This is a genomic window from Vibrio sp. Y58_MX_L22, from assembly GCF_024181865.1.
Lineage (GTDB): Bacteria > Pseudomonadota > Gammaproteobacteria > Enterobacterales > Vibrionaceae > Vibrio > Vibrio alginolyticus.
This window is the reverse complement of record NZ_JAMZAN010000009.1, coordinates 29,117-50,276: the sequence shown is the minus strand read 5'-3', so window position 1 is coordinate 50,276 and position 21,160 is coordinate 29,117. Positions and strand designations below refer to the sequence as shown.

Genomic DNA, 21,160 nt, shown 5'->3' with positions numbered 1-21,160 from the left:
ATTCTGCTTATACTGCACGGCTGTGTAATATATAAAACCTACGGAGAAAGCGGGTGCGAAAACAATATTTAAAGCGCACTTTAGTTGGCGCAGTGGTGACATTAAGTCTTTCTGGGATGCTAACTGGGTGTAATAAAGCCATTTCTGAGCCGTCTGAACCTTTAATCAAACCTGTAAAATTACTGGCGGTGAAAGACCTAGAACTTGAAGACTCGCACGCCTTTTTAGCGCGTATTGATGCAACACATCGCGCGCAGCTTTCTTTTCAGGTTGGTGGAGAGGTAGATGAATTACGTGTACGCATGGGTCAAAAGGTCCAAAAAGGTGAAGTGCTCGCAACGTTAGACCCTAAAGATCTTCAGCTTGCGTTAGATGCCGCTCAAGCGCAGTACGCGTTAGCGAAAACACAATGGGACCGCGCGAAAAACCTTTACGGAAAAAAACTCATTAGTACTGATGAGTACGATCAGAAAGAAACTCAATATAAAGCGGCATTGGCGAACTACGAACAAGCTAAAACCGATTTGAGCTATACCAAAATTCACGCACCGTTTGATGGCATAGTGTCATATACCTATGTCAACCCATTTCAGGTAGTAGCAGAGAAGCAGGAGATCTTGAATCTCATTGATAACACGACGTTGGATGTGTCGTTCACCTTGCCAGTAAGTTATGCGGAATCTGTATCACTTGAGTCACTGCAAAACTCCGATATGTGGGTGACGATGGATAGCGAGCCAGGAAAACGTATTCCTGGGCAATTTAAAGAAATTTCGACACAGCCAAACATCGATACCAATAGTTATGAGGCGATCGTGACCATCACTCGACCAGAAGATCGCAATTTGCTGACAGGTATGACAGGGCAGGTACACATTGCTAAACAACATGTATCGGACGCGATGACGTTACCTCAGTCTGCTTGGGTCAACAAAAATGGGACGCAAGGTGAAGTTTGGGTAATGGACAGAAGCACGCAGCAGGTCAATAAAGTCACTGTGTCACTTGACGCAGCAGGTGGTGTGAAAGCCGGGCTTGATAACAATGATTACGTTGTTATTGCTGGTGTTGAGAGACTGGTTGAAGGACAAGTGGTGAAAGCTTGGGTTCGTGAGGGAGGCATTTAATGAAACGTTCTCTATTTACGATCTCTGCGATTGCACTTGCAGTTTTAACGGGGTGCAAAAATGAAAACCAAGCTATCGTCGAGCAGCCACTTTTTGTGTCGACTATCTCGGTGGATGCACCAGTACAAAGTCAACATCGCGCGTTCAAAGGCATAGTAGTGCCTGCAGAGCAAACGCCAATGGCATTTCGCCGCGCTGGGGAAGTTCAGCACGTATTGGTTAAAGCGGGTGACGTTGTGAAGCAGGGGCAAATGATCGCAAAGCTAGATGATAGCAAAGAGAAGCAAGCCGTGAATGACGCAGAAGCACAATACACACTCGCAATTCGTCAGCTTAAACGCGGTGAAGACTTGCATGCACGTCAAATGATTTCAAAAGCGGAACTTGATGAGCTAACCGCCAATAAAGAGCTAGCTGAGGCTACTTTCTATAACGCGACCAATCAATTGAATTACACCCGTTTATTCGCCCCGTTCGCCGGTAAAGTATCTGATGTTTTCAAAGAACGTTTTGAGCGTGTGGCAATTGGTGAACCCGTGTTAAACCTATACCAAAACGATTTGGTTTACGTGCGTATTGAGCTTTCCGACAATGTTTTAGCGATGGTAGACCCAAACTCAGACAGCATGAGCTACAAGCCTAGAGCAACCTTCTCCGGCATCGATGGCAGATTTGCTTTGGACTATTTAGAGCACACAAGTGAACCCAACGCTGAAACTCAAACCTACGAAATGTACTTGACGATGCCACAGCCAAAAACAGAGATATTGCCGGGAACCAGCGTAAGCGTTTTGGTCGATATGGTGAAGGCGGGCATTACCTCTATTGATGGTTACAGTGTTCCTGTCACGGCGCTTCAAGCAGGCAGTGAAGGGAATGAGTTCTTTGTGTGGAAAAAAGAAGGTGACATTGTCACACGAGTGCCTGTCATGATTTCTCAAGTGAATGGCAATGGAGCCATTGTGTCGTCAGGTGTTAGCCAGGGCGATATTCTGATTAATTCAAATCTGCGTAAATTACGCGAAGGTAAACATGTGGATGTTGTGGAGAATAACCAATAATGAACATTGCTGAGTATTCAATAAAAAACAAAGTCATCAGCTGGTTGTTCATTATTATCCTTGCTGTTGGTGGTTTAACGTCATTTTTGGAGCTTGGACGATTAGAAGACCCGGCATTTACGATCAAAGATGCCATGATCATCTCAACATACCCTGGCGCGACGTCAAAAGAAGTTGAAGAAGAGCTGACGTATCCTCTAGAAAAAGAGATTCGAAAACTCCCTTATATCGACAAAATTACCTCTACGTCTTCTAATGGTATGTCTCAAATAACGGTGAGCATGGAAATGGACTATGGTCCTGATGAACTGCCGCAAATTTGGGATGAAATGCGCCGTAAAATTAATGATTTACGACCATCATTGCCTCAAGGTGTTCAGTCTTTACAGATCATTGATGATTTCGGTGACGTTTATGGCGTGATGTTAATGCTCACTGGTGACGATTACGACTATGTAGAGCTGAAACGTTATGCGGATTACCTGACCCGTGAAATCGAGCTTGTTGATGGTGTTGGTAAGGTAGACATCACGGGCGATCAGCAAGAAATGCTATTCGTTGAGATCTCACTTGATCGCCTTGCTGCACTGAACTTAGACATGAATGTGGTTTCGAGCTTGTTGAACCAGCAAAACAATGTGGTTTCAGCAGGGGAAGTGATGGTCAATGGCGAAAGCCTTGTTATTCGCCCAAGCGGCACCTTAAACACTGTAGAAGCACTAGAAAATCTGATCATTCATGGCCGTGACACAGGAAATCTAATTCGTCTAAAAGACGTAGCAACGATTTCTCGCGGTATTCAAGAGAAGCCAGGCAACGTCGTACTCTTTAACGGTCAAAAAGCGATTAATATCGGTATCTCGTTTGCATCGGGTGTGAACGTGGTTGAGGTTGGTGAACGTTTGGATGCGGAGCTCGCGAGCCTTGAGTCTATCAAGCCTGCTGGCATCGATATGAACTACTTTTACAACCAAGCCAATGAGGTGGATGAATCTGTTAAAGCGTTTGTAATTAGTCTAGCGGAGGCAGTGGCGATCGTAATCATTGTGTTGCTGTTTACTATGGGTTTACGCAGTGGTGTCATCATTGGAGTTGTGTTGTTATTGACGGTATTTGGTACCTTCATTTTGATGAATTACAACAACATCGAACTGCATCGTATTTCTCTTGGCGCGTTAATTATTGCCTTAGGTATGCTGGTTGATAACGCGATTGTTGTCGTGGAAGGCATATTGGTTGGCCTAAAGAAAGGGCGTACCAAAGTTCAAGCGGCTGTCGATATTGTAAAGCAAACACAATGGCCTTTGCTGGGCGCGACTGTTATTGCAATTACGGCTTTTGCACCTATCGGCTTGTCGCAAGATGCGACAGGTGAGTTCATGGGCTCTCTATTCTGGGTGCTGTGTTTCTCACTATTTTTAAGCTGGATTACCGCTATTACACTGACGCCTTTCCTTGCCGATCTTTTGTTGAAAGAGGAAAACAAAGAGCAAGGTACTAGCGAAGATGATCCTTATAAAGGCTGGTTGTTTGTCGTATTTGGGGCATCGCTGAAATTTGCATTGCGATTCCGCTGGCTTACCGTTGCTGGCATGGTGGCGCTATTAGTGGGTGCTGTCGTGGCATTTGGTAATGTAAAACAGCAGTTCTTCCCACCATCGAATACGCCGATGTTCTACGTGGATATGTGGATGCCAGAAGGTACTGACATCCGTGAAACGATCAAAAAAGCTGAAGAGGTCGAAAGCTACATTCGTCAGCAAGATGATATTGACTTTGTTTCTGCTTCGATTGGGCAGGGCCTACAGCGTTTTGCTTTAACCTATCAACCAGAAAAAAGTTACGAAGCGTACGCTCAGTTCCAAGTTCGCGCGACTGATCGTGAGAAAATGTTTGGTTTACTGCATAAGTTAGATGAGAATCTGGCGAAAACATTTGATGCGCCTACGTTCCAGTTTAAATTGATGGAATTTGGTCCATCACCAGCGTCTAAGATCGAAGCGCGTATTACTGGCCCTGATCCACAAGTTTTACGTGACTTGGCGGTGCAAGTTGAAGACATCCTTCATACCGATCCTGGTGCCCGAAACATTCGTCACGATTGGCGAGAGCGCACCAAGGAACTTGTACCCGTTTTCAATGAGTCTAAAGCTCGTCGCTTAGGTATTTCGAAAGAAGATCTTTCAAGCACACTGCAAATGGCGTTTGGTGGTAGCACCTTAGGTTACTTGCGTGATGGTACACATACGTTGCCAATTATGACACGCCTTCCTGAAGAAGAACGCGTAGATTTTGAATCACTACAAAACGTGACCATTTGGAGTCCTTCGTTGCAAACGTATATTCCGGTTGATCAAGTGATTGATGGCGTTCAACTGGATTGGAGTGAGCCGCTAATTCAGCGTCGTGACCGTAAGCGTACGTTAACCGTTCTCGCGGACCATGATGTGTTGAGTGACGACACGGCAGCAAGCTTATTTGCTCGTGTACAGCCTAAAGTGATGGCATTGCATGTTCCAGAAGGGTACGAAATCACATGGGGTGGTGAGTACGAATCATCCAAAGATGCACAAGAAGGCCTATTCGGTTCATTGCCGATGGGTTACTTGTTGATGTTCATCATTACTATTTTACTGTTTAACTCAATCAAAAAGCCGTTGGTCATTTGGTTCACCGTTCCGTTAGCGATCATTGGCGTTGCTTTTGGTTTGCTTACCACGAACATGCCGTTCAGTTTTACAGCATTCCTTGGTTTGTTAAGCCTAAGTGGCATGATTTTGAAAAACGGTATTGTGTTGCTTGACCAAATTAACCTTGAGTTGGAGTCAGGTAAAGATCCTTACCTCGCGATTGTCGATAGTGCGATAAGCCGCGTTCGTCCGGTAAGTATGGCTGCGCTAACGACTATCTTGGGGATGATTCCACTGGTCTTCGATGCCTTCTTTGGCTCGATGGCAATAACGATTATGGCAGGTCTTGGTTTTGCTACTGTACTGACACTGATAGTGGTGCCAGTGATGTTTGCAATTCTGTTTAGGGTAAAACCGACCACTGCATAGGGACTCCTGGCTATTTGCCAGCTTCCTGCCTAGCCCTGAAGGTTTTCTTCGGGGCTTTTTTGATCTTACTAATATATACCAAACCATTCATTTGCTTGATTTTAATGATTTTCTTACGATTACAATGCAAATCATGCGTATACTGATGTAACGACACATCAAAGATTGAGATTACATGAATAAGCGCATATTAAACGGACTCTTCTTCGTTGGTTCTTTCACCTTGGTTGGCTGCACCGCGACGGATAGCATGCCGACAGAAACCAAACAACCTGCCCCTAAAGTCAACAGTGTTAGTGCTGAAGTCATTTCCAGTTGGATTGATAGTAAGGTTTTAGCCCCTGAAGGGCTGTCGCTCGAGCAAGACAATCTACGTTATCTATCGGGTAGCGCCGACCTAAACAGCGACGGCAAGGCAGAACACATAGTGTTGCTTCAAGATCGCTATTTCTGTGGTAGTGGTGGCTGCTCTGCATATATGTTTGATAATGAGGGAAACGTTATTAATCGAATGTCGGTAACTCGCACGCCTATTGTACTAGCCGACAGTTACAGTAATGGTTGGCAGGACTTTATCGTTTGGAGTAATGGCTCATATCGACTCATGAGTTACAACGGTGAGTCTTATCCAAGTAACCCGTCACTAGAGCCAAAGGTGGATCGAGACGCTAACCAGCAGGCGGCAATCGCAAATGTAATGGCGACAGAGCTTTATCAGCAAGACGGCTATGACATTCTGCCCGCAGAGTCAAAAACCTTGTGGACGCCAGCTAACGTTTACCACTTTACCTTCAAGCACTACGGTGATCCGCATAGCGCTTATCAAGCAACGGTGGATATGAGCAGTGGGGAAGTAGACATTGTAGCCGTTCCGGCTGCGGAATAAAAAACACCTCCCTTAACCGGAATTAAAGGGAGGTGCTAAATGCCAAATTCGAGGGTGGCATTGTTAACCGGAGTCGCTCTAATTAAGCTGCGACTTCTTGCTTCGCTTCTGCTTTGCTTTTTAAGAATGCGTAAGTAAAGCCAGTTACCGCTGTACCCGCTGCAATAGCCACTAAATACATTAATACTGGTGAAATTGCGTTAGGAATTAGCAGCACGAATAGACCGCCGTGTGGTGCCATTAATTTCGCACCGAATAGCATCGATAGGGCACCAGTAAGCGCGCCACCTGCCATACAAGATGGAATCACGCGCATTGGATCTTTCGCAGCAAATGGAATTGCGCCTTCAGAGATGAAACACAGACCCAAGACAAATGATGCTTTACCAGCCTCACGTTCATTTTGTTCAAATTTGTTCTTCGCAATGAAGGTCGCTAAACCCATACCTAGCGCAGGAACCATACCTGCGGCCATGATTGCCGCCATTGGTGCGTAAGTTTGTGAAGCCAAAAGGCCAACACCAAATGCGTAAGCGGCTTTGTTTACCGGGCCTCCTAGGTCGAAACACATCATTGCGCCAAGGATAATACCCAGTAGTACTGCACTGTCAGATCCCATGTTGTTTAGGAAGTCAGTCAGGCCGTTCATGATGCCTGAAACTGGGCCGCCTACGATGTAGATCATGACAAGGCCAGTGAACAATGTTGCTACAAATGGAATGATCAGAATCGGTTTAAGCGCCTCCATCGATTGTGGCAGTTTCACCTTATCTGCGAGGAGTTTCGCTGCGTAACCGGCAATGAAGCCAGCTGCGATACCACCTAGGAAACCAGCACCCGTTGAACTTGCTAGCATACCACCAACAAGACCAGGAGCCAGACCAGGACGGTCAGCAATTGAGAACGCGATGTAACCAGCAAGTACAGGAATCATCAATGCGAATGCAGAGCCACCACCAATGTTCATCAAGGCTGCTGCTAGTGTGCCTTCTTCTTTAAATGCTTCAATACCGAACACGAAAGATAGAGCGATGATCAAACCACCTGCAACGACGACAGGAAGCATGTGCGAAACACCCGTCATTAGGTGTTTGTAAGCGCCTTTTTTCTCTTCGGTGGAAGATGAAGAGTTAGCTGAACCAGAATGTTGATACACCGTGGCTTGCTCGAATGCTTTGTCCATCTCTTCGGCTGTTTTCTTCAGAGCTGGACCTGTTTTCGTGCGGTACATCTTTTTGCCGTTAAAGCGATCAAGTGGCACTTCAATATCCGCAGCAATGATCACCAGATCGGCGTCTGCAATTTCTTGCTCAGTCAGTTGGTTTTTAGCGCCAACTGAACCACGAGTTTCCACCTTGATTTGATGGCCACGACGCTTGCCTTCTTCTTCTAAAGCTTCTGCCGCCATAAAGGTATGCGCAACGCCAGTAGGGCATGCCGTGATTGCAACAACCTTCTTTGATGCTGATGTTGTATCTGTAGTGATAGGGGCTGCAAGTGTGGTTGCTTTTTCAAGTAAAGTGGCGTTTTCAACCGCTTGCTGGAGAAACGCAGTTGCGTCTTTTGCTACTTCGCTAATTTCCGCTTGGTAAACCTTTTTTCCTACAAAACGAGAAGTGTCGACGCTAGTATTTGCCGCAATGACAATGACTTCTGCTTGTTCAACGTCAGCTTCCGTCAATAGTGTTGGTTCAACCACACTTGATTGACATTCTATTTTGGCATTCCAGTTTAATTTTGCGGCGGCTTGTTCTAGTAATCCTGCCGCAAGGATGCTATTTGCTACACCGCTCGGACAGGCAGTAATAATGGCAATATTCATACGATAACCTTCTGTTCCTTAGTTTTGTTCTAAGTTTGTAATAGGGTAAAGCGCGCTAACTTCAGTTTGTCGCTTGATATTTTCCAGTTCTTCCTGACTGGTTAGCCCTACGCCAACTTGACTAACTGCCAAAGCAGAAAGTGCTGTAGCGAAGCGCAATAAATCGTTTTTAGGCATCAGTTGCATGTGGCCCCAACACAAGCCAGCGACCAGCGTATCGCCTGCGCCAACGGTGCTCACGACATGCATTCGAGGCGGTTTTGCACTAAGCCATTCGCCTTGGTTGAGCCACATAACACCGTCAGGTCCCATAGAAACCACGATGTTTTCTATGCCTTTGTCGCTCAGTGTTTGCGCTGCAGCTTGGCACTGTTCAGGTGTTGCTAGATGTTCGCCAACAAAATCACCAAGTTCTTCATCGTTAGGTTTAATTAACCATGGGTGAGCATCAATACCTGACTTCAATGCGGCTTTGCTACTGTCGAACAACACCTTTTTGCCTTGTTGATGCAGTGCTTCTATCCATGCAGCGCATTGCTCTGCAGTAACACCGCCCGGTAGGCTGCCTGCCAATACAAAGTAATCGTGTGTTTCAGCAAGGCGGAATAGGGTTTCTTCAAAGCGCGCGATTTCTTCTGCCGTAACTTGAACACCAGGGAAGTTAATGTCACTAACGTTTCCATTAGCCTCAACGAGCTTGACGTTGATACGAGTTGCACCTTGTACTTCTACAAACTCGTTCTCAACGCCGATGTCATTGAAAAGCTGATGGAATAGCTCAGGGTTATCTTTACCAAGAAAGCCGGTAACCGTGACATCTGCGCCTAAATCGCTCAACACTTTTGCTACGTTGACACCTTTACCTGCAGCGTGGAGATTGCTTTGCTGTACTAAGCTCACGGAACCAACGTTTAGTTCATTTACTGAACCTGTTAAATCCAATGCCGGGTTGAGCGTAATAGTGACAACCTTATTTGTTTTGTTTGTCATATCGGATCCTTAACCTTCACCAAGGCCAGAAGCGATTGCATTTCCGATAGACTCCAAGGCTTGCGGCGCATCAGGGCCTTCTGCTGTAAATTGAAGTTGGTGACCGTGCTTAACGCCCAGCGCGATGACTTTCATTAGGCTCTTCGCGTTTACTGCTTTTCCATCTCCGTCTAGGTTGGAAACACGTATAGTGGATTCAAACTTTTTCGCTTCTGCGACTAACATTGCCCCCGGACGAGCATGTAGGCCGTGAGAGTTTTTGATTTTAAATACAGCGGTATTGCCTTCTTCTGAAGATGCAGCTGTGACTTCTTCACCTTTGAACAAAGCAAGAATCTGTTCTACTGATGCATCTAAAAGCTTGCCGTGTTCATTGTTAAACACAATATTAGAAAGCGTTTTTAGGATAGGTTGGTGAGCATTGTTACATGCCGCGAACGCGACAAGTGCACGCACTTTTTGACCTTCATATTCGCAGTCGTTTGCCGTCGAGACAAATGACACACCTGTGCGAGTGACATGTTTGTCACTGCCAATTAACCACAGGCCATTACCTAAGTGAGTTGGTTGTTTGGTAACGAGATCTGCAACGAATTCGTTATCAGCACATCCCGTATTTTTCAACAGACCACCAGCAACAGCACTCATCTGTAGCATGTCGCTCGCAGGGAACATCAGTTGAATTAAAGAAGCGTCAAAGTCTGCTTCAAGCTGAACATCACCGTGCAGTAGGGCGATGATTTCGTCTTCATTTTTTGCATTACGCAGACGTTCTTCTACGCCATCTGCGCCTAGCACTTTGGTGAGCTGTTTAAGAATGCCAAGGTGCTCATCAGATTTAGCTGCGATACCGATAGCGACGAACACAGTATTGCCATCACCCCAGTCGACACCTTGTGGGAAGTGGTGCACAGCAACACCCGTTGTTTTCACCATTGCACGAGTGTCGGTTGTACCGTGCGGTATTGCAATACCGTTCCCCAAAAACGTAGAGTTTTGGTTTTCACGGTTTAGCATGCCTTCAACGTAACCTTGCTCAACTAGGCCTTTATCAGTCAGGCTATGAGCAATACTCTTTATTGCTTCAAACTTATCTGTCGCTGATTGCGAGAGGGTAATGTCGTTCTTATTTAGCTTAAGCATGGTGCTTCTCCAGCCTTAAGGTATCAATTTAAAAATGTATTCTGTGTGAGAAGTTGAACGCCGCTTCTTCTGAGCGCTTATCACTCCTCAAACCTTTTATATTTCAAGCTAAATCGATTCAGCTTGTTGGTAAATTTTTTAAAAGACTCAGAAAAACTGTTTTAAAAACTGACGTTAACAAACGAGCCTTTGCCGCTGTCCTATAGCCTAGCTCACAAATTGGTTTGTTGTGTATTCAGGTGATTTACGTCAATTTTTAAGTTTTGCTGAATCCTTTCAGCTTTTATACTGAATCGGTTCAGCTTATAATTCAACTTATCGAAAGATCGTTGATGTATTAATATGATCGCGCGCACAGAATAAGGTTTAGAATATGACACTGGATGAAATAGCCAAATTAGCGGGTGTTTCTAAGACAACTGCAAGCTATGTGATTAACGGAAAAGCGCAGAAATACCGCATCAGCGAGAAGACTCAGAAAAAGGTGATGGCCGTTGTAGATGAGTACAATTATAAGCCAGATCATGCGGCGTCTTCCTTGCGGGCAGGTAATTCACGCTCATTTGGGCTTATCATCCCAGACTTAGAGAACACCAGTTATGCGCGTCTTGCAAAGCTGATAGAGCAGAACTCCCGGAAAGCGGGGTACCAAATTTTGATTGGCTGCTCTGATGATGATCCTGATACAGAGCAAAAGGTGGCGGAAGCATTAGTCAGTCGTCGCATTGATGCGTTGTTTGTGGCAAGTGGTATGCCCACTGCAAACGAGTATTACCTTAAGTTGCAAAATTCTGGTACGCCAGTTATCGCGCTAGACCGTCCAATGGATGATGAGCACTTTTGTTGTGTCATCAGCGAAGATTTTGATGCCGCACTTGAACTCACTCAGTCAGTACTGTCAGAGGATATTAAGTCCATTGGCTTAATCGGCGCATTGCAAGATCTTCAAGTCTCAAAAGAGCGTGAGCTCGGTTTTCTATCTGCTTCTCAACAAGGTGGTAAAACGGCAACAGTGGGTTATGGACAACACTTCTCCCGGGAAGAAGGCAAGAAAGTCTTAGAGAGTTGGTTAACAGAGAACGCATTGCCAGATGCCATTGTTACAACGTCATACACACTGTTAGAAGGTGTGTTGGATGTAATGCTAGAAAAACCAGAACTGATGGGAAAGGTGCGTTTAGCGACATTTGGTGATAATCGACTGCTGGACTTCTTGCCTGTGAAAATCAACTCTTTGCCTCAACAGTTTGAGTTGATCGCGGACAGCGCAATGGAGTTAGCACTCAACGCTTCCGCTAAGCGTTACAAGCCTGGCGTAGAACTTATCCCGCGTAAAATTGTGAAACGTCACTAAGTAACTAAATAGGTTGCTCAAAGCTTTACTTCAGCCGTCAGCGCCACAAATGCGTGGTCGCTGGCGTTTTTATCTCTGTCATAAATCGGGTTGATCAGATGTTGGTTAGACACCTGATAGTCAACAACCTCGGCAACCGATATATCTGATAAGGTGTCAAACTCTTGTGAGAGCAAGATATAGTCGAGTACGTTCCCAGTGGAAAAATGATAGTGCGTGGCGGGGCGTTCATCCTTCTGAGCGTCACTTTGCAATATCCAACCATCTTTGAGTTGTAATTCAGTGACACTGTCACCAGTGTTGGATACCAATGCGCTGTTAACGCTGATAGGAGTGATAGGTTGATTCATATCGCCCATTAACACTGTCGGCATTGGTTCTTTTCGATACCTCTTTTGCATCGCGTCTCTTAACATCGCTGCTTCCCAGCCTCTTTGCTGGGTGGATAACCAGCGCCCAATAATCGTGCTAGACGTTTCTGGTTGTTCTGAGTCGGCCGGGCGTTGAGATTTCAGGTGCGTTACGTAAACGGCGATATGACCAAGTACAGGATGTATTACTTGGGCATAGATAGGTTTGCGACTGAACTCTGGAACAACACTTACTCCAAAAGGCTCAAGCGTTGCTAAGTCAAACTCTACCGCTTGTACTTTTTCTATTGGAAACCGAGATGCGATTGCCACAACAGGGCTTGAGTAAATGTACTCATCTTCAACATGTGGGGTGTCAACGGTCGCAAAGTAGGGGTAGCCGATGGTTGAAAAAAATTCCTGGGTCTTCTCGATACTGAACACTTCTTGTAAGCCAATCACGTCGCCTTCCAGTTTTTCAACTTGACGTTGCGTCCACGAAAGTTTGTCTCGCCATTGCTCTAACGAGTATATGTTCTCGAAATCATAGTAGGCGTTAGGCGGTGCGACAAAATTAAACAAGTTCGCAGTGACAAAGGTAATTCTACTTGGTTGAGACAAAGTATTCGCTCTTTTCAACAATAACTTAGAGAGTATATACCTTCAGGTTGCGTAATTGCAGCTTCGTTTGAGCTACGCATCGAGATACAAGCTAACGAGCGACAAGCTAAATGGGTTAAGAGGTGCTCAAATGCCAAGGTGAATCGGTGATTGAACATCGCCAGAGGTTTCTATTTTTAAGCATTGCGTTTAAACTTCAGGGCATCAAATAGTAAGAGTAAGTAACATGACCCAAGATTACGACCACGAAGAGTATTTAGAAGGCGAAGAGATTGAGATCGAAGCGATTGGCATCGATGTTGATGCGCATCCAATCGAACTGTACAAGCTTTTTAAAATCGCAAACTTGGTCAGCGGTGGCGGCGAAGCAAAACATATCATCGAGGAAGGCTACGTCGCGGTGAATGGTGAACTAGAAACACGTAAGCGCCGCAAGATGTATGATGGTGACTTTTTTGAGTTTAACCAGGAATATTATGTTGTGGTTTGCGATGCGCCAGTAACCGAACCTGAAACGGCAGAGCAAAAAGCAGAAAAGAAAGCGAAGAAAGAAGCGCAATCTGCACGTAAAGAGAAATCTCGCCAAAGCAAGCCAGCTAAAGGCTCTGGACCTAAGTCAACAGGCCGAAAAGCAGCGCATAAAGAACGTAAAGCGCAGAAAGAAGCGTTGTCTCAGTCTGCTAAGAAAGGCAAAAAAGAAGACAAACCGCAAGCCACTCGTGATCCGAAGAGCGGTCGTAATTCTATTGATTTTTTCTAGGGAAATGAACGCTTAACTAAATAAGTGACATCTGAGTAAAACTAAAAAGCGCCGAGCATATTATATCGGCGCTTTTTTGGTTTCACTGTGCTGTAAGTGGGCAGTGTTAATGCACAGTCGTCTCGATGTTTAGGCTATCTGTCCAGTGATGAATGGCGCAAGGCTTTCCTAAGTAAAAGCCTTGGTAATAATCCAAATTAAGTTGATACATAGCTTGTAGCTGCACGTCTTCTTCAACCCCTTCTATAATGACTTTTGCTCCCATATGATCCGCTAGATCAACGGCGCTATGTATGGAAAAGGTTTCTCCGGCGCAGTAGTCTAGCAAATAGGAACGATCGATTTTGATGATGTCAGGGCAGAGCTGCTGAACACGTGCGATATCAGAATGTTGGGCGCCAAAATCATCGATAGCAAAGATAAAACCATTTGCTTTCATTAACTGTACGGCTTTGATTAATAAATCCGTATTTCCGCACGACTCTTCGACTACTTCAAAAACGACGTCTGATGGGCTCATACCAAGTTCGGAAAGGCGTTTGTAAAGCAGGCCGTTATCTTTAAAGCCCATGTCTTTGGTTAGTGTGAGTAGCGTTTGAGGCATGACGTTAAGAAACAGTTTGATCGGCGTCCCCGCGAAATAGCGTGCAAAATTTCGAATGTGCATTGCTCTGGATAAAAACTCTACACATAAGCGAAAGTAGGGATCAAGACCATTATTGGCCAGAAACACGTCAGGACGAATTAGGGAACCATCAATGCCACGAATACGCAGTAAGGCTTCCATACCAATAATACGTTGGCGTCTATCAAAAATTGGCTGATAAACACTGTGAAAAGTGAATTGATTGAGAACTACGTAATATTCACCAAGATTATCTTGTTTTATGTATCGCTCGTAGTCGGATTGATTCTTTAACTCCATGAAAAACGCCGAAAATTTAGCATCTTGCCAATGTAACAGGGTGCAATTCTGATTTGAAGAATCAAATGTGCCTAATTACATATGCGGTTGAGTTAATTTGAAATGGCTTCCGATTTTGCTTCAATATGGCGAAAAATAAGTGACAGACCAAAACAAATTAAGAAGTAAGCAAGGCCGACAATCAACCAAATTTCAAATATATACCCTGATGAATTTGCCATCTCTGTCCCAACAAACGTCATTTCTTGTATCGAAATCAGTGAAACAATAGAGGTGTCTTTCACCAAAGAGATGGTTTGACCGGCAAGTGCAGGTGTTATTGATTTAAGCACCTGTGGCGCGATAACAAATCGGTATTTCACCCATCGAGACAAGCCCAATGAGTCAGCCGCTTCCCACTGACCTTGGTCGATACTTTGTAAACCACCGCGCACAACTTCTGCAATGTAGGCAGAAGAGAGTAAGCCGACGCATAACACGCCAGAGGCAAGGTTTTCCCAAAGGTTAGAAGGCCCAAACAGAAAGCGCTGTAGCGCATTTGGTTCGCCGTTGTAGTTTCGTAGAAGATCTTCCAAACCGAGCAACGGGATCAATTGGTTAGAAATGAAAAAGTAGAAAATAAAAACAAACACCAACGGAGGGATGTTTCTCACTAACTGGATAAACGCATTGGCAGGTGTGCGCAACCAAACGGAACGAGAGAAGCGTGCTAAGCCTAACAAAGTGCCAAACACTAATGCGAAGCTGATGCCCCAAATACTGAGCCTTAACGTCGAAATCAAACCTTGGAAGAAGTAGGGCAAACCACCATCTGCTCTAGGCGTGAAAAGTAATTCAAGCGCCTCTTTCCACTGCCACAAATAATGCACACCAACAGCGGACCGATGGTACAGCCAAACACCACCGATACCGCACATAACAAGTAGTACCCAGTCTAGTGTGTTTAATTGCGGTAAAAGGTAGCCTGTGCTGGATTTCGCGGGTGCTGTGCGAGTGGTAGTGTGTTCGCCCAAAAATTTGACTCCGATAAGTTATGGAAAAGTAAAATGGATGATTGGAGAGTATAGGCTCGCGGCGTCCACGAGCCATTTAGATTACTGGCCTTGCGCGACTTGATCTTGCCAATCTAATGTCGAGAACCAGTATTCATAACGTTGTTTTAACCATCCATCTTGGGTTCTTGCTTCAATCCATTTATTGAAAAAGGCCTTTTTATCTTCTTCCCCCAAGCGAACTGCAAAGGCTTCGTTACCTTGTGATAGTCGCTCAGAGAATGGAAGGAATAGTTTGTCGCTGTGTTTCACTGTCTCATGTTCTGGTTTTGGGCTAGAAGCAATGACCGCGTGGGCGTTACCATTCAGCACCTCTTGGAACGCTTGCGCGTCGTCATCAAATTGCAGGATCTTCGCTTTCGGGAAGGTTTCTCTGGCTACTTGAACGGTGAATGCGCCGCGACGAGCCGCAATTTTTACGCGTCGTGAGTCAAAATCCGAAAATTCGCTAAAACCAGAGGCGAGTTCTTTGTTTGCTGCTACTTGAACGCCTGAGTGCGAGTAGGGCGCAGTAAACAAGACGCTTTTGGAACGTTCAGGCGTAACAGACATGCCACCAATGATCACGTCGAACTTTTTCGCCAGTAGTGCGGGAATAATGCCATCCCACGCAGTCGGTACGAATTCCACTTTCAAACCTGAATCTTGTGCTAAGCGTTTGGCAACATCGATTTCAAAACCGATTAACTCACCTTGCTTGTTACGCATTGCCCAAGGTACAAATGTTGACATACCAACGCGCAAAGTTCCTCGTTCTTTGATTTGATCTACATTGGGTGTGGCGACATCTTCTTTCGCGATTGTAGGCATAGCTATGGCTAGCCCTAATAATGCAGTAATGGTCGCTTTGAATAACTTCATGTTATCTCCTTATAATTTGCGCCAACTGGCTCCGAGTTTGTGTTCTAGCCATGCAGACAAGCCAGAAAGTGACAGAGTGAGAGCAAGATAAATTGCTGCCACGGTAAACCAAATTTCGAACGGCATCGCCGTCTCTGAGACGATGTTGCGTGCCTGTGTTGTTAAATCAAAAATCGCCATCACGCTTACAATGGAAGAGTTTTTGATCAAAGAAACCACTTCATTGGTCAATGGCGGTAATGTGCGCTGTAAAACCTGGGGCAAAATTACGTCTTTGTAAGTGTAAAACGGTGATAACCCGAGTGTTTGTGCTGCTTCGAATTGCCCTTTAGGAATACTGTTTAAACCTGCGCGGAATATTTCTGCAGTGTAAGCACCTTGGAAAAGGGACAATGCCAAAACGGCGGTACTGAATCGGTCCAAACCAATCACGGGGCCAAACACGAAGTAGAGCAAATAGATTTGCACCAACAACGGCGTGTTGCGTATTACCTCGACATAAGTGGTGCCAATAACATTGCCGACTTTCGAATCGCTAAGCCTTAGTAACGCGGTGACCAACCCCAACACTAAGGTGAAGAATAGACTAATACCCGAGATGTTAAGCGTTACCAATAGCCCATCAATAAGTTCTGCCGGCCACCATTCGCCATCTTCATAAAAAGCGATGTAATCAGGTACGCGCTCCCATTGCCATTGATAGCCCATAGCGTCGGCACCAGAGTCCAACACCCACACAATCGCGATGAAGAGGAGCGTCATTTGCAGTAAAGCTTGAAGGACAGGTTTGATTACGCGAATTATCATCAGTAACTTAAAATTTGGTTCAAAAATGCTTGGGTTCGTGGATGCTGTGGTGTCTCAAATAAGGCGACTGGAGAGTTCATTTCCACGATTTGGCCTTCATCCATAAATACCACGCGGTTCGCTACTTTTTTGGCAAATCCCATTTCATGCGTGACGCAAATCATCGTCATTCCGCTTTGAGCCAGCTCAACCATGACATCCAACACTTCGTTGATCATTTCCGGATCAAGCGCTGAAGTTGGCTCGTCAAACAGGAGTAAATCCGGTTCCATACACAAGGAGCGGGCAATCGCGACGCGTTGCTGCTGACCGCCAGAAAGCTGGATAGGATACTTACTCGCTTGCTCTTCAATATTGACTCGCTTTAGGTAATGTCTTGCGCGTTTTTCAGCTTCTTGTTTTGATAATTTGTGTGTGCGAATCGGCGCTAAGGTGAGGTTTTCCAGTACAGTCAAATGAGGAAAAAGGTGAAAGTGTTGGAACACCATGCCGATTTTACCGGGCTTGAGAGATTTTGCGTGAGAAGGCTGGTCGAACACATGAAGCTGGCCTTCTTGAATCGATTCAAGATGATTGATGCAACGAATGAGCGTTGATTTTCCGGAACCTGAAGGGCCACACACCACGACGATCTCGCCAGAATGCACGGAGAAGTTGATGTCTTTTAGAGCGTGGTAATCGCCATACCACTTATTTACGTCGCTAAACTCAACGACGGGAGTATTCTCTTTCAAAGGGGCACGCTATAACGGAAAAATATCCTTTTACAATAGCAAGTTGTGCGCGTAATTTCATTAAGAATAAGCTAATGTTTAGGCGATGATTTTAAGACTCTATTCAGATCGCTTACAAGATACATCCATGTTTCTTTAATGTTGGTGCAGTCTAGAGTATGACTAACTCAGTTCAACGAGATACGGATAACGAACAACAATCGCAACAACAGACATAACCATTAGTGTCTGTGCAGAATAGTAGGTCACCATGACAACTTGTCGTGAAAATATTGACCGTCCTCCAAAGCGTTCGAAAGCCAATACGATGCCAGAGATAATAAAGATAAAGCTTCCGAGCACTGCAAAAGAGGAGGATTGTGTTTTCCCACTCAAATAATACTCGATCGAAGCCCAGCACATAGTCATCAGTACCAATATATAACTAGCAACTGGCCGTTTTTCTTTACCGAGATCCGGTCGGAACAACCAGTAGACGCATATACCGAGTCCGAACAAGGCAATTGGGAGCCAAGGTGTAAAATGCCACGCTGACATGATGGCAAAACCATAACTATAGGAGAGATGGGCAGAGCAAAAGAGCACTAATCCTGTAATGAACTTGTCTCTAGGGAGCATTAATAACACGTCACCAAGCAACGAGAGCGATAAGCCAATCAAAATCCAATGCGCATATGGCATTGGGTAAGCCGGGGACTGAATTAAAATACCAAGCATACAGAGCACTGGTAATGGTTTAGAAACGTAAAAGAGCCATTTAGAGCCTTTACGGATACTGATGATATGTATGAATGCTAATACGACAACAACTAGCCACATAAAGTGTTTTCTCGAACAGACAAAATTATGTAGTACATCACTACAACAAATCAAAACTTAATTAACGAGTTAACTCGTTCTTTGATCTCAATTATTTTTATTTGTGTAAAGCTGGACAGTTGTCTCTTTACTAACCAACACGGCCGATTTTTTGTCTGGAGGGAATCGTTGTTTTTAGAAGCCTCCTCGTTTTGAACGTGATGCGGCTTACAAAATAGCATAAAAAAACGGTATTGTGACTGTTAAGTCACAATACCGTTAAACCCTAGGAAGGGCAGTGAAGAATTGTTGCAGTTATGAGACAGCTAACTCTAAGATTTCTCGGCTACGTTCAAGTGTGATCGCCTGGTTTTCACCTAAAACAGTCATGCCGTGTTTGTTTAGTTGATCAATGATGGCATCGATAGCTTGTTCACGGCTCTCACCATAGTTTTCGAGCTTAGTTGCGACATCAAGTTGATGATAAAACGCTTCGATAGATTCGATTGTGCGCTCTGCTAAATCCTCACCTGCTTCAAGACCAAATACGTTGCGACCCATTTGTTCTAACTTAGGGCGCTTAAACTGCATTTGGTTACGAAGTAACGACGGTTGGACAATTGCAAGAGAACGCGCATGATCAACGCCCCATAGAGCGGTTAATTCATGGCCGATCATATGTGTCGCCCAGTCTTGTGGAACGCCACTACCAATTAACCCATTCAATGCTTGGTTAGCAGACCACATTAAGTTTGCGCGCCACATATCGTCGTCTCGTTCCGCAAACTGTTCTCCGAGTGTTTTTAAGGTTTTCAGCAGTGTTTCTGCGTAACCATCTTGAACCATTGCACCGGTAGGAAGCGTCAAGTATTGCTCACATACATGCACCCATGCGTCAACAATGCCGTTGATAAGCTGGCGTTCTGGCAGTGTTTTCATTACATCTGGGTCTAACACGGCAAATTTTGGCTGCACTGCTGGAGACATGAACGGAAGCTTGTCTTGAGTTTCTTTTTTAGTGATAACTGCGCCCATGTTTGACTCTGAGCCTGTTGCTGGCAATGTCAAAATTGCAGCTAGAGGCGTCGCTTCAGTGACTTGGTGCTTACCAATCATGATATCCCAACCATCACCATCATACTTTGATGCCGCTGCTACGTATTTGGAGCCATCGATGACTGAACCACCACCTACCGCTAAAATAAAGTCAACGCCATGCTCTTTTACCATTGCGACTGCTTTATCGAGTGTTTCTTTGGTTGGGTTTGGTTCAACACCTGAAAACTCTAGCCATTCATGTCCCTCAAGAGCTTCTGCTACTTGGTCGTACACGCCATTTTTTTTGATGGAGCCACCACCGTATACCACTAAAACTTTTTGGTCGGATGGGATAGCTTCTTTGATTGCTGCGATTTGTTTTTGACCAAAGAAAATCTTGGTTGGGTTTACATAAGAAAAGTTCATTATTAGCCCTCTTGCTTCCAGTGAAGGAGATTGAATACATGCATATTAGTCCTGATTAACGATGGTTAACAGGTCGATTTCTGCAAATAATTTGCCTATTTCTACAAAATTGATGCTCTTGAGCTAGAAAGTTAAAGTCGAGAGGAAGTATAGTGCTCGAAACGATAATAGAGACCAAACTCGTTGGTCATTGATGGAGCGCTCTAATGCACACTCTCGCAGATATCATGCAGCAATATGTTGAAAAGCAGGGGCTGCATGACCTAGAAGGTATTAAGAAAACAGCGATAGATGGCGTATGGTTTTATCGCAGTAGCAAAGGGAATCATCGCCAGCCGTTTGTCTATCAGTCCGGCATCATCGTATTGGGTCAAGGGCATAAGAACATTCATATTGGTGATACACCAGTGCAATATGGGCCCGATGATTACCTTGTTGTCGGGGTTCCCATGCCACTAGAGTGCGAAGCGTTTGCGACAAACAATGAGCCTTTACTTGGCATTTCGATAGATATTTCGCCAACGCTTCTTCATAAACTCGTTAAAAAATTAGAGGGTGAGAAATTCAGTAATAAGTGTCTGGATGCTACCCGTTGCGGCCTTAAGTCGGTACGTATGAATGAAGGTATGTTGGATGCGTGCAAGCGGTTAATGAAAGCAATGTGTGACGAGCTTGATGTCATCATGCTTGGCGAGCTGCTTCTTGAGGAAATTGTGTATCGTACTTTGGTGAGCAAAGAGGGGTATGTTTTATTTGACCTAGCACATCAAGAAGGTTCTTACGCGAGGGTAGCTAAAGCACTAAATCGTGTACATCAAGCGTATCACGAACAGTTGAACGTACAAGCATTGGCTGAAGAAGCCAACATGAGTGTGTCTGCTTTCCATCAAGCATTTCGCAATGTCACGCTTGAATCTCCGTTGCAATATATTAAGAAAGTTCGACTTAACAAAGCGCGCGAATTGATCCAGTTAGAGGGGCGACGTGTTAATGATGCAGCGAGAATGGTTGGGTACACGAGCCCATCACAGTTTAGTCGCGAGTACAAGCGGCATTTTAATGAAACGCCAAGGTCAACAAAGGCTTAGTGATCTTTATTTCAAAATGGCGACTTTTTTTACCTTTTTTATTAATTTGCGAGTGACATATTTATTTAAGTTATAAAATTAGTTACTGGTGCCAAATAATAGGTACGTTGTTGCAATCATTTAGTGGATTGTTGCGAGGCGGTGTGGAAAACTCGTAAATAGATAGTGTGAAATCACCAACTTGTACTTAAGTTATTTTACGTCGAAATAAAAGTATAGATGCGCTTCGTTTAGCGCATTTAGTATTGTTTTAACAAT

18 protein-coding genes are annotated in these 21,160 nt (G+C 44.7%); 7 read left to right on the top strand and 11 right to left on the bottom strand.

Annotated features, from left to right (window positions below; genetic code table 11):
* Window positions 1-53 precede the first annotated feature (53 nt).
* The 4 genes from NL626_RS18635 to NL626_RS18620 all read left to right on the top strand — a co-directional run bounded on the left by NL626_RS18635 (window position 54) and on the right by NL626_RS18620 (window position 6,133).
* Entirely contained in the window at window positions 54-1,127 is a 1,074-nt protein-coding gene (locus NL626_RS18635) for an efflux RND transporter periplasmic adaptor subunit (RefSeq protein ID WP_017820965.1), read from the top strand.
* On the top strand, window positions 1,127-2,188 hold the full coding sequence (locus tag NL626_RS18630) for an efflux RND transporter periplasmic adaptor subunit (protein WP_054576014.1): 1,062 nt from the start codon (window positions 1,127-1,129) through the stop codon (window positions 2,186-2,188). The genes NL626_RS18635 and NL626_RS18630 overlap by 1 nt, the downstream gene beginning before the upstream one ends.
* The gene (locus NL626_RS18625) at window positions 2,188-5,247 is read left to right on the top strand and encodes an efflux RND transporter permease subunit (RefSeq protein WP_005376413.1); all 3,060 of its coding nucleotides are present in this window, start codon (window positions 2,188-2,190) and stop codon (window positions 5,245-5,247) included. Before NL626_RS18630 ends, NL626_RS18625 begins: the two co-directional genes overlap by 1 nt.
* Window positions 5,248-5,422: 175 nt before the next feature.
* Complete coding sequence (locus NL626_RS18620) at window positions 5,423-6,133, top strand: hypothetical protein (RefSeq protein ID WP_005376411.1); 711 nt, start codon at window positions 5,423-5,425, stop codon at window positions 6,131-6,133.
* 82 nt (window positions 6,134-6,215) lie between these two features.
* Here NL626_RS18620 and fruA read toward each other — a convergent pair whose 3' ends face one another.
* From fruA to fruB, 3 genes are read right to left on the bottom strand one after another with little or no spacing between them, the layout of a single operon-like run.
* On the bottom strand, window positions 6,216-7,955 hold the full coding sequence (fruA, locus tag NL626_RS18615; protein WP_253657629.1) for a PTS fructose transporter subunit IIBC: 1,740 nt from the start codon (window positions 7,953-7,955) through the stop codon (window positions 6,216-6,218).
* Window positions 7,956-7,973: 18 nt separating this feature from the next.
* Window positions 7,974-8,945: a 1-phosphofructokinase gene (pfkB, locus tag NL626_RS18610; protein WP_253657628.1), complete on the bottom strand. Its 972-nt coding sequence runs from the start codon at window positions 8,943-8,945 to the stop codon at window positions 7,974-7,976.
* A gap of 9 nt (window positions 8,946-8,954) precedes the next feature.
* Window positions 8,955-10,088 carry a fused PTS fructose transporter subunit IIA/HPr protein gene (fruB, locus tag NL626_RS18605; RefSeq protein WP_005386065.1) on the bottom strand — a complete coding sequence of 378 codons (1,134 nt, stop codon included), beginning with the start codon at window positions 10,086-10,088 and terminating at the stop codon, window positions 8,955-8,957.
* A gap of 373 nt (window positions 10,089-10,461) precedes the next feature.
* On the opposite strand from fruB, the gene cra reads away from it, so the two are divergent.
* Window positions 10,462-11,442 carry a catabolite repressor/activator gene (gene cra, locus NL626_RS18600; protein WP_042520802.1) on the top strand — a complete coding sequence of 327 codons (981 nt, stop codon included), beginning with the start codon at window positions 10,462-10,464 and terminating at the stop codon, window positions 11,440-11,442.
* Between the two features lie 17 nt (window positions 11,443-11,459).
* Here the strand turns inward: cra and NL626_RS18595 are convergent, their stop codons facing one another.
* Window positions 11,460-12,413: an endonuclease/exonuclease/phosphatase family protein gene (locus NL626_RS18595; protein WP_047103544.1), complete on the bottom strand. Its 954-nt coding sequence runs from the start codon at window positions 12,411-12,413 to the stop codon at window positions 11,460-11,462.
* Between the two features lie 226 nt (window positions 12,414-12,639).
* On the opposite strand from NL626_RS18595, the gene NL626_RS18590 reads away from it, so the two are divergent.
* Window positions 12,640-13,173, top strand: coding sequence for an RNA-binding S4 domain-containing protein (locus tag NL626_RS18590; RefSeq protein WP_053303581.1), 534 nt, complete (start codon window positions 12,640-12,642; stop codon window positions 13,171-13,173).
* Window positions 13,174-13,279: 106 nt separating this feature from the next.
* Here the strand turns inward: NL626_RS18590 and NL626_RS18585 are convergent, their stop codons facing one another.
* From NL626_RS18585 to NL626_RS18555, 7 genes are all read right to left on the bottom strand, one after another.
* Window positions 13,280-14,098, bottom strand: coding sequence for an EAL domain-containing protein (locus tag NL626_RS18585; RefSeq protein ID WP_005386068.1), 819 nt, complete (start codon window positions 14,096-14,098; stop codon window positions 13,280-13,282).
* 92 nt (window positions 14,099-14,190) lie between these two features.
* The gene (locus NL626_RS18580; RefSeq protein WP_017820957.1) at window positions 14,191-15,111 is read right to left on the bottom strand and encodes an amino acid ABC transporter permease; all 921 of its coding nucleotides are present in this window, start codon (window positions 15,109-15,111) and stop codon (window positions 14,191-14,193) included.
* 81 nt (window positions 15,112-15,192) lie between these two features.
* The gene (locus NL626_RS18575; RefSeq protein ID WP_206954118.1) at window positions 15,193-16,011 is read right to left on the bottom strand and encodes a transporter substrate-binding domain-containing protein; all 819 of its coding nucleotides are present in this window, start codon (window positions 16,009-16,011) and stop codon (window positions 15,193-15,195) included.
* 9 nt (window positions 16,012-16,020) lie between these two features.
* The gene (locus NL626_RS18570) at window positions 16,021-16,818 is read right to left on the bottom strand and encodes an amino acid ABC transporter permease (RefSeq protein ID WP_253657627.1); all 798 of its coding nucleotides are present in this window, start codon (window positions 16,816-16,818) and stop codon (window positions 16,021-16,023) included.
* Entirely contained in the window at window positions 16,818-17,552 is a 735-nt protein-coding gene (locus tag NL626_RS18565; protein WP_017820955.1) for an amino acid ABC transporter ATP-binding protein, read from the bottom strand. The genes NL626_RS18570 and NL626_RS18565 overlap by 1 nt, the downstream gene beginning before the upstream one ends.
* A 162-nt stretch (window positions 17,553-17,714) precedes the next feature.
* Window positions 17,715-18,371, bottom strand: a complete 657-nt coding sequence (locus NL626_RS18560) for a lysoplasmalogenase (RefSeq protein ID WP_005376394.1) — start codon at window positions 18,369-18,371, stop codon at window positions 17,715-17,717.
* A 294-nt stretch (window positions 18,372-18,665) separates the two neighbouring features.
* Window positions 18,666-19,814: an iron-containing alcohol dehydrogenase gene (locus tag NL626_RS18555; RefSeq protein WP_005386076.1), complete on the bottom strand. Its 1,149-nt coding sequence runs from the start codon at window positions 19,812-19,814 to the stop codon at window positions 18,666-18,668.
* 206 nt (window positions 19,815-20,020) lie between these two features.
* Here NL626_RS18555 and NL626_RS18550 point away from each other — a divergent pair, with 206 nt between their 5' ends.
* On the top strand, window positions 20,021-20,902 hold the full coding sequence (locus NL626_RS18550) for an AraC family transcriptional regulator (protein ID WP_253657626.1): 882 nt from the start codon (window positions 20,021-20,023) through the stop codon (window positions 20,900-20,902).
* Window positions 20,903-21,160: the final 258 nt, after the last annotated feature.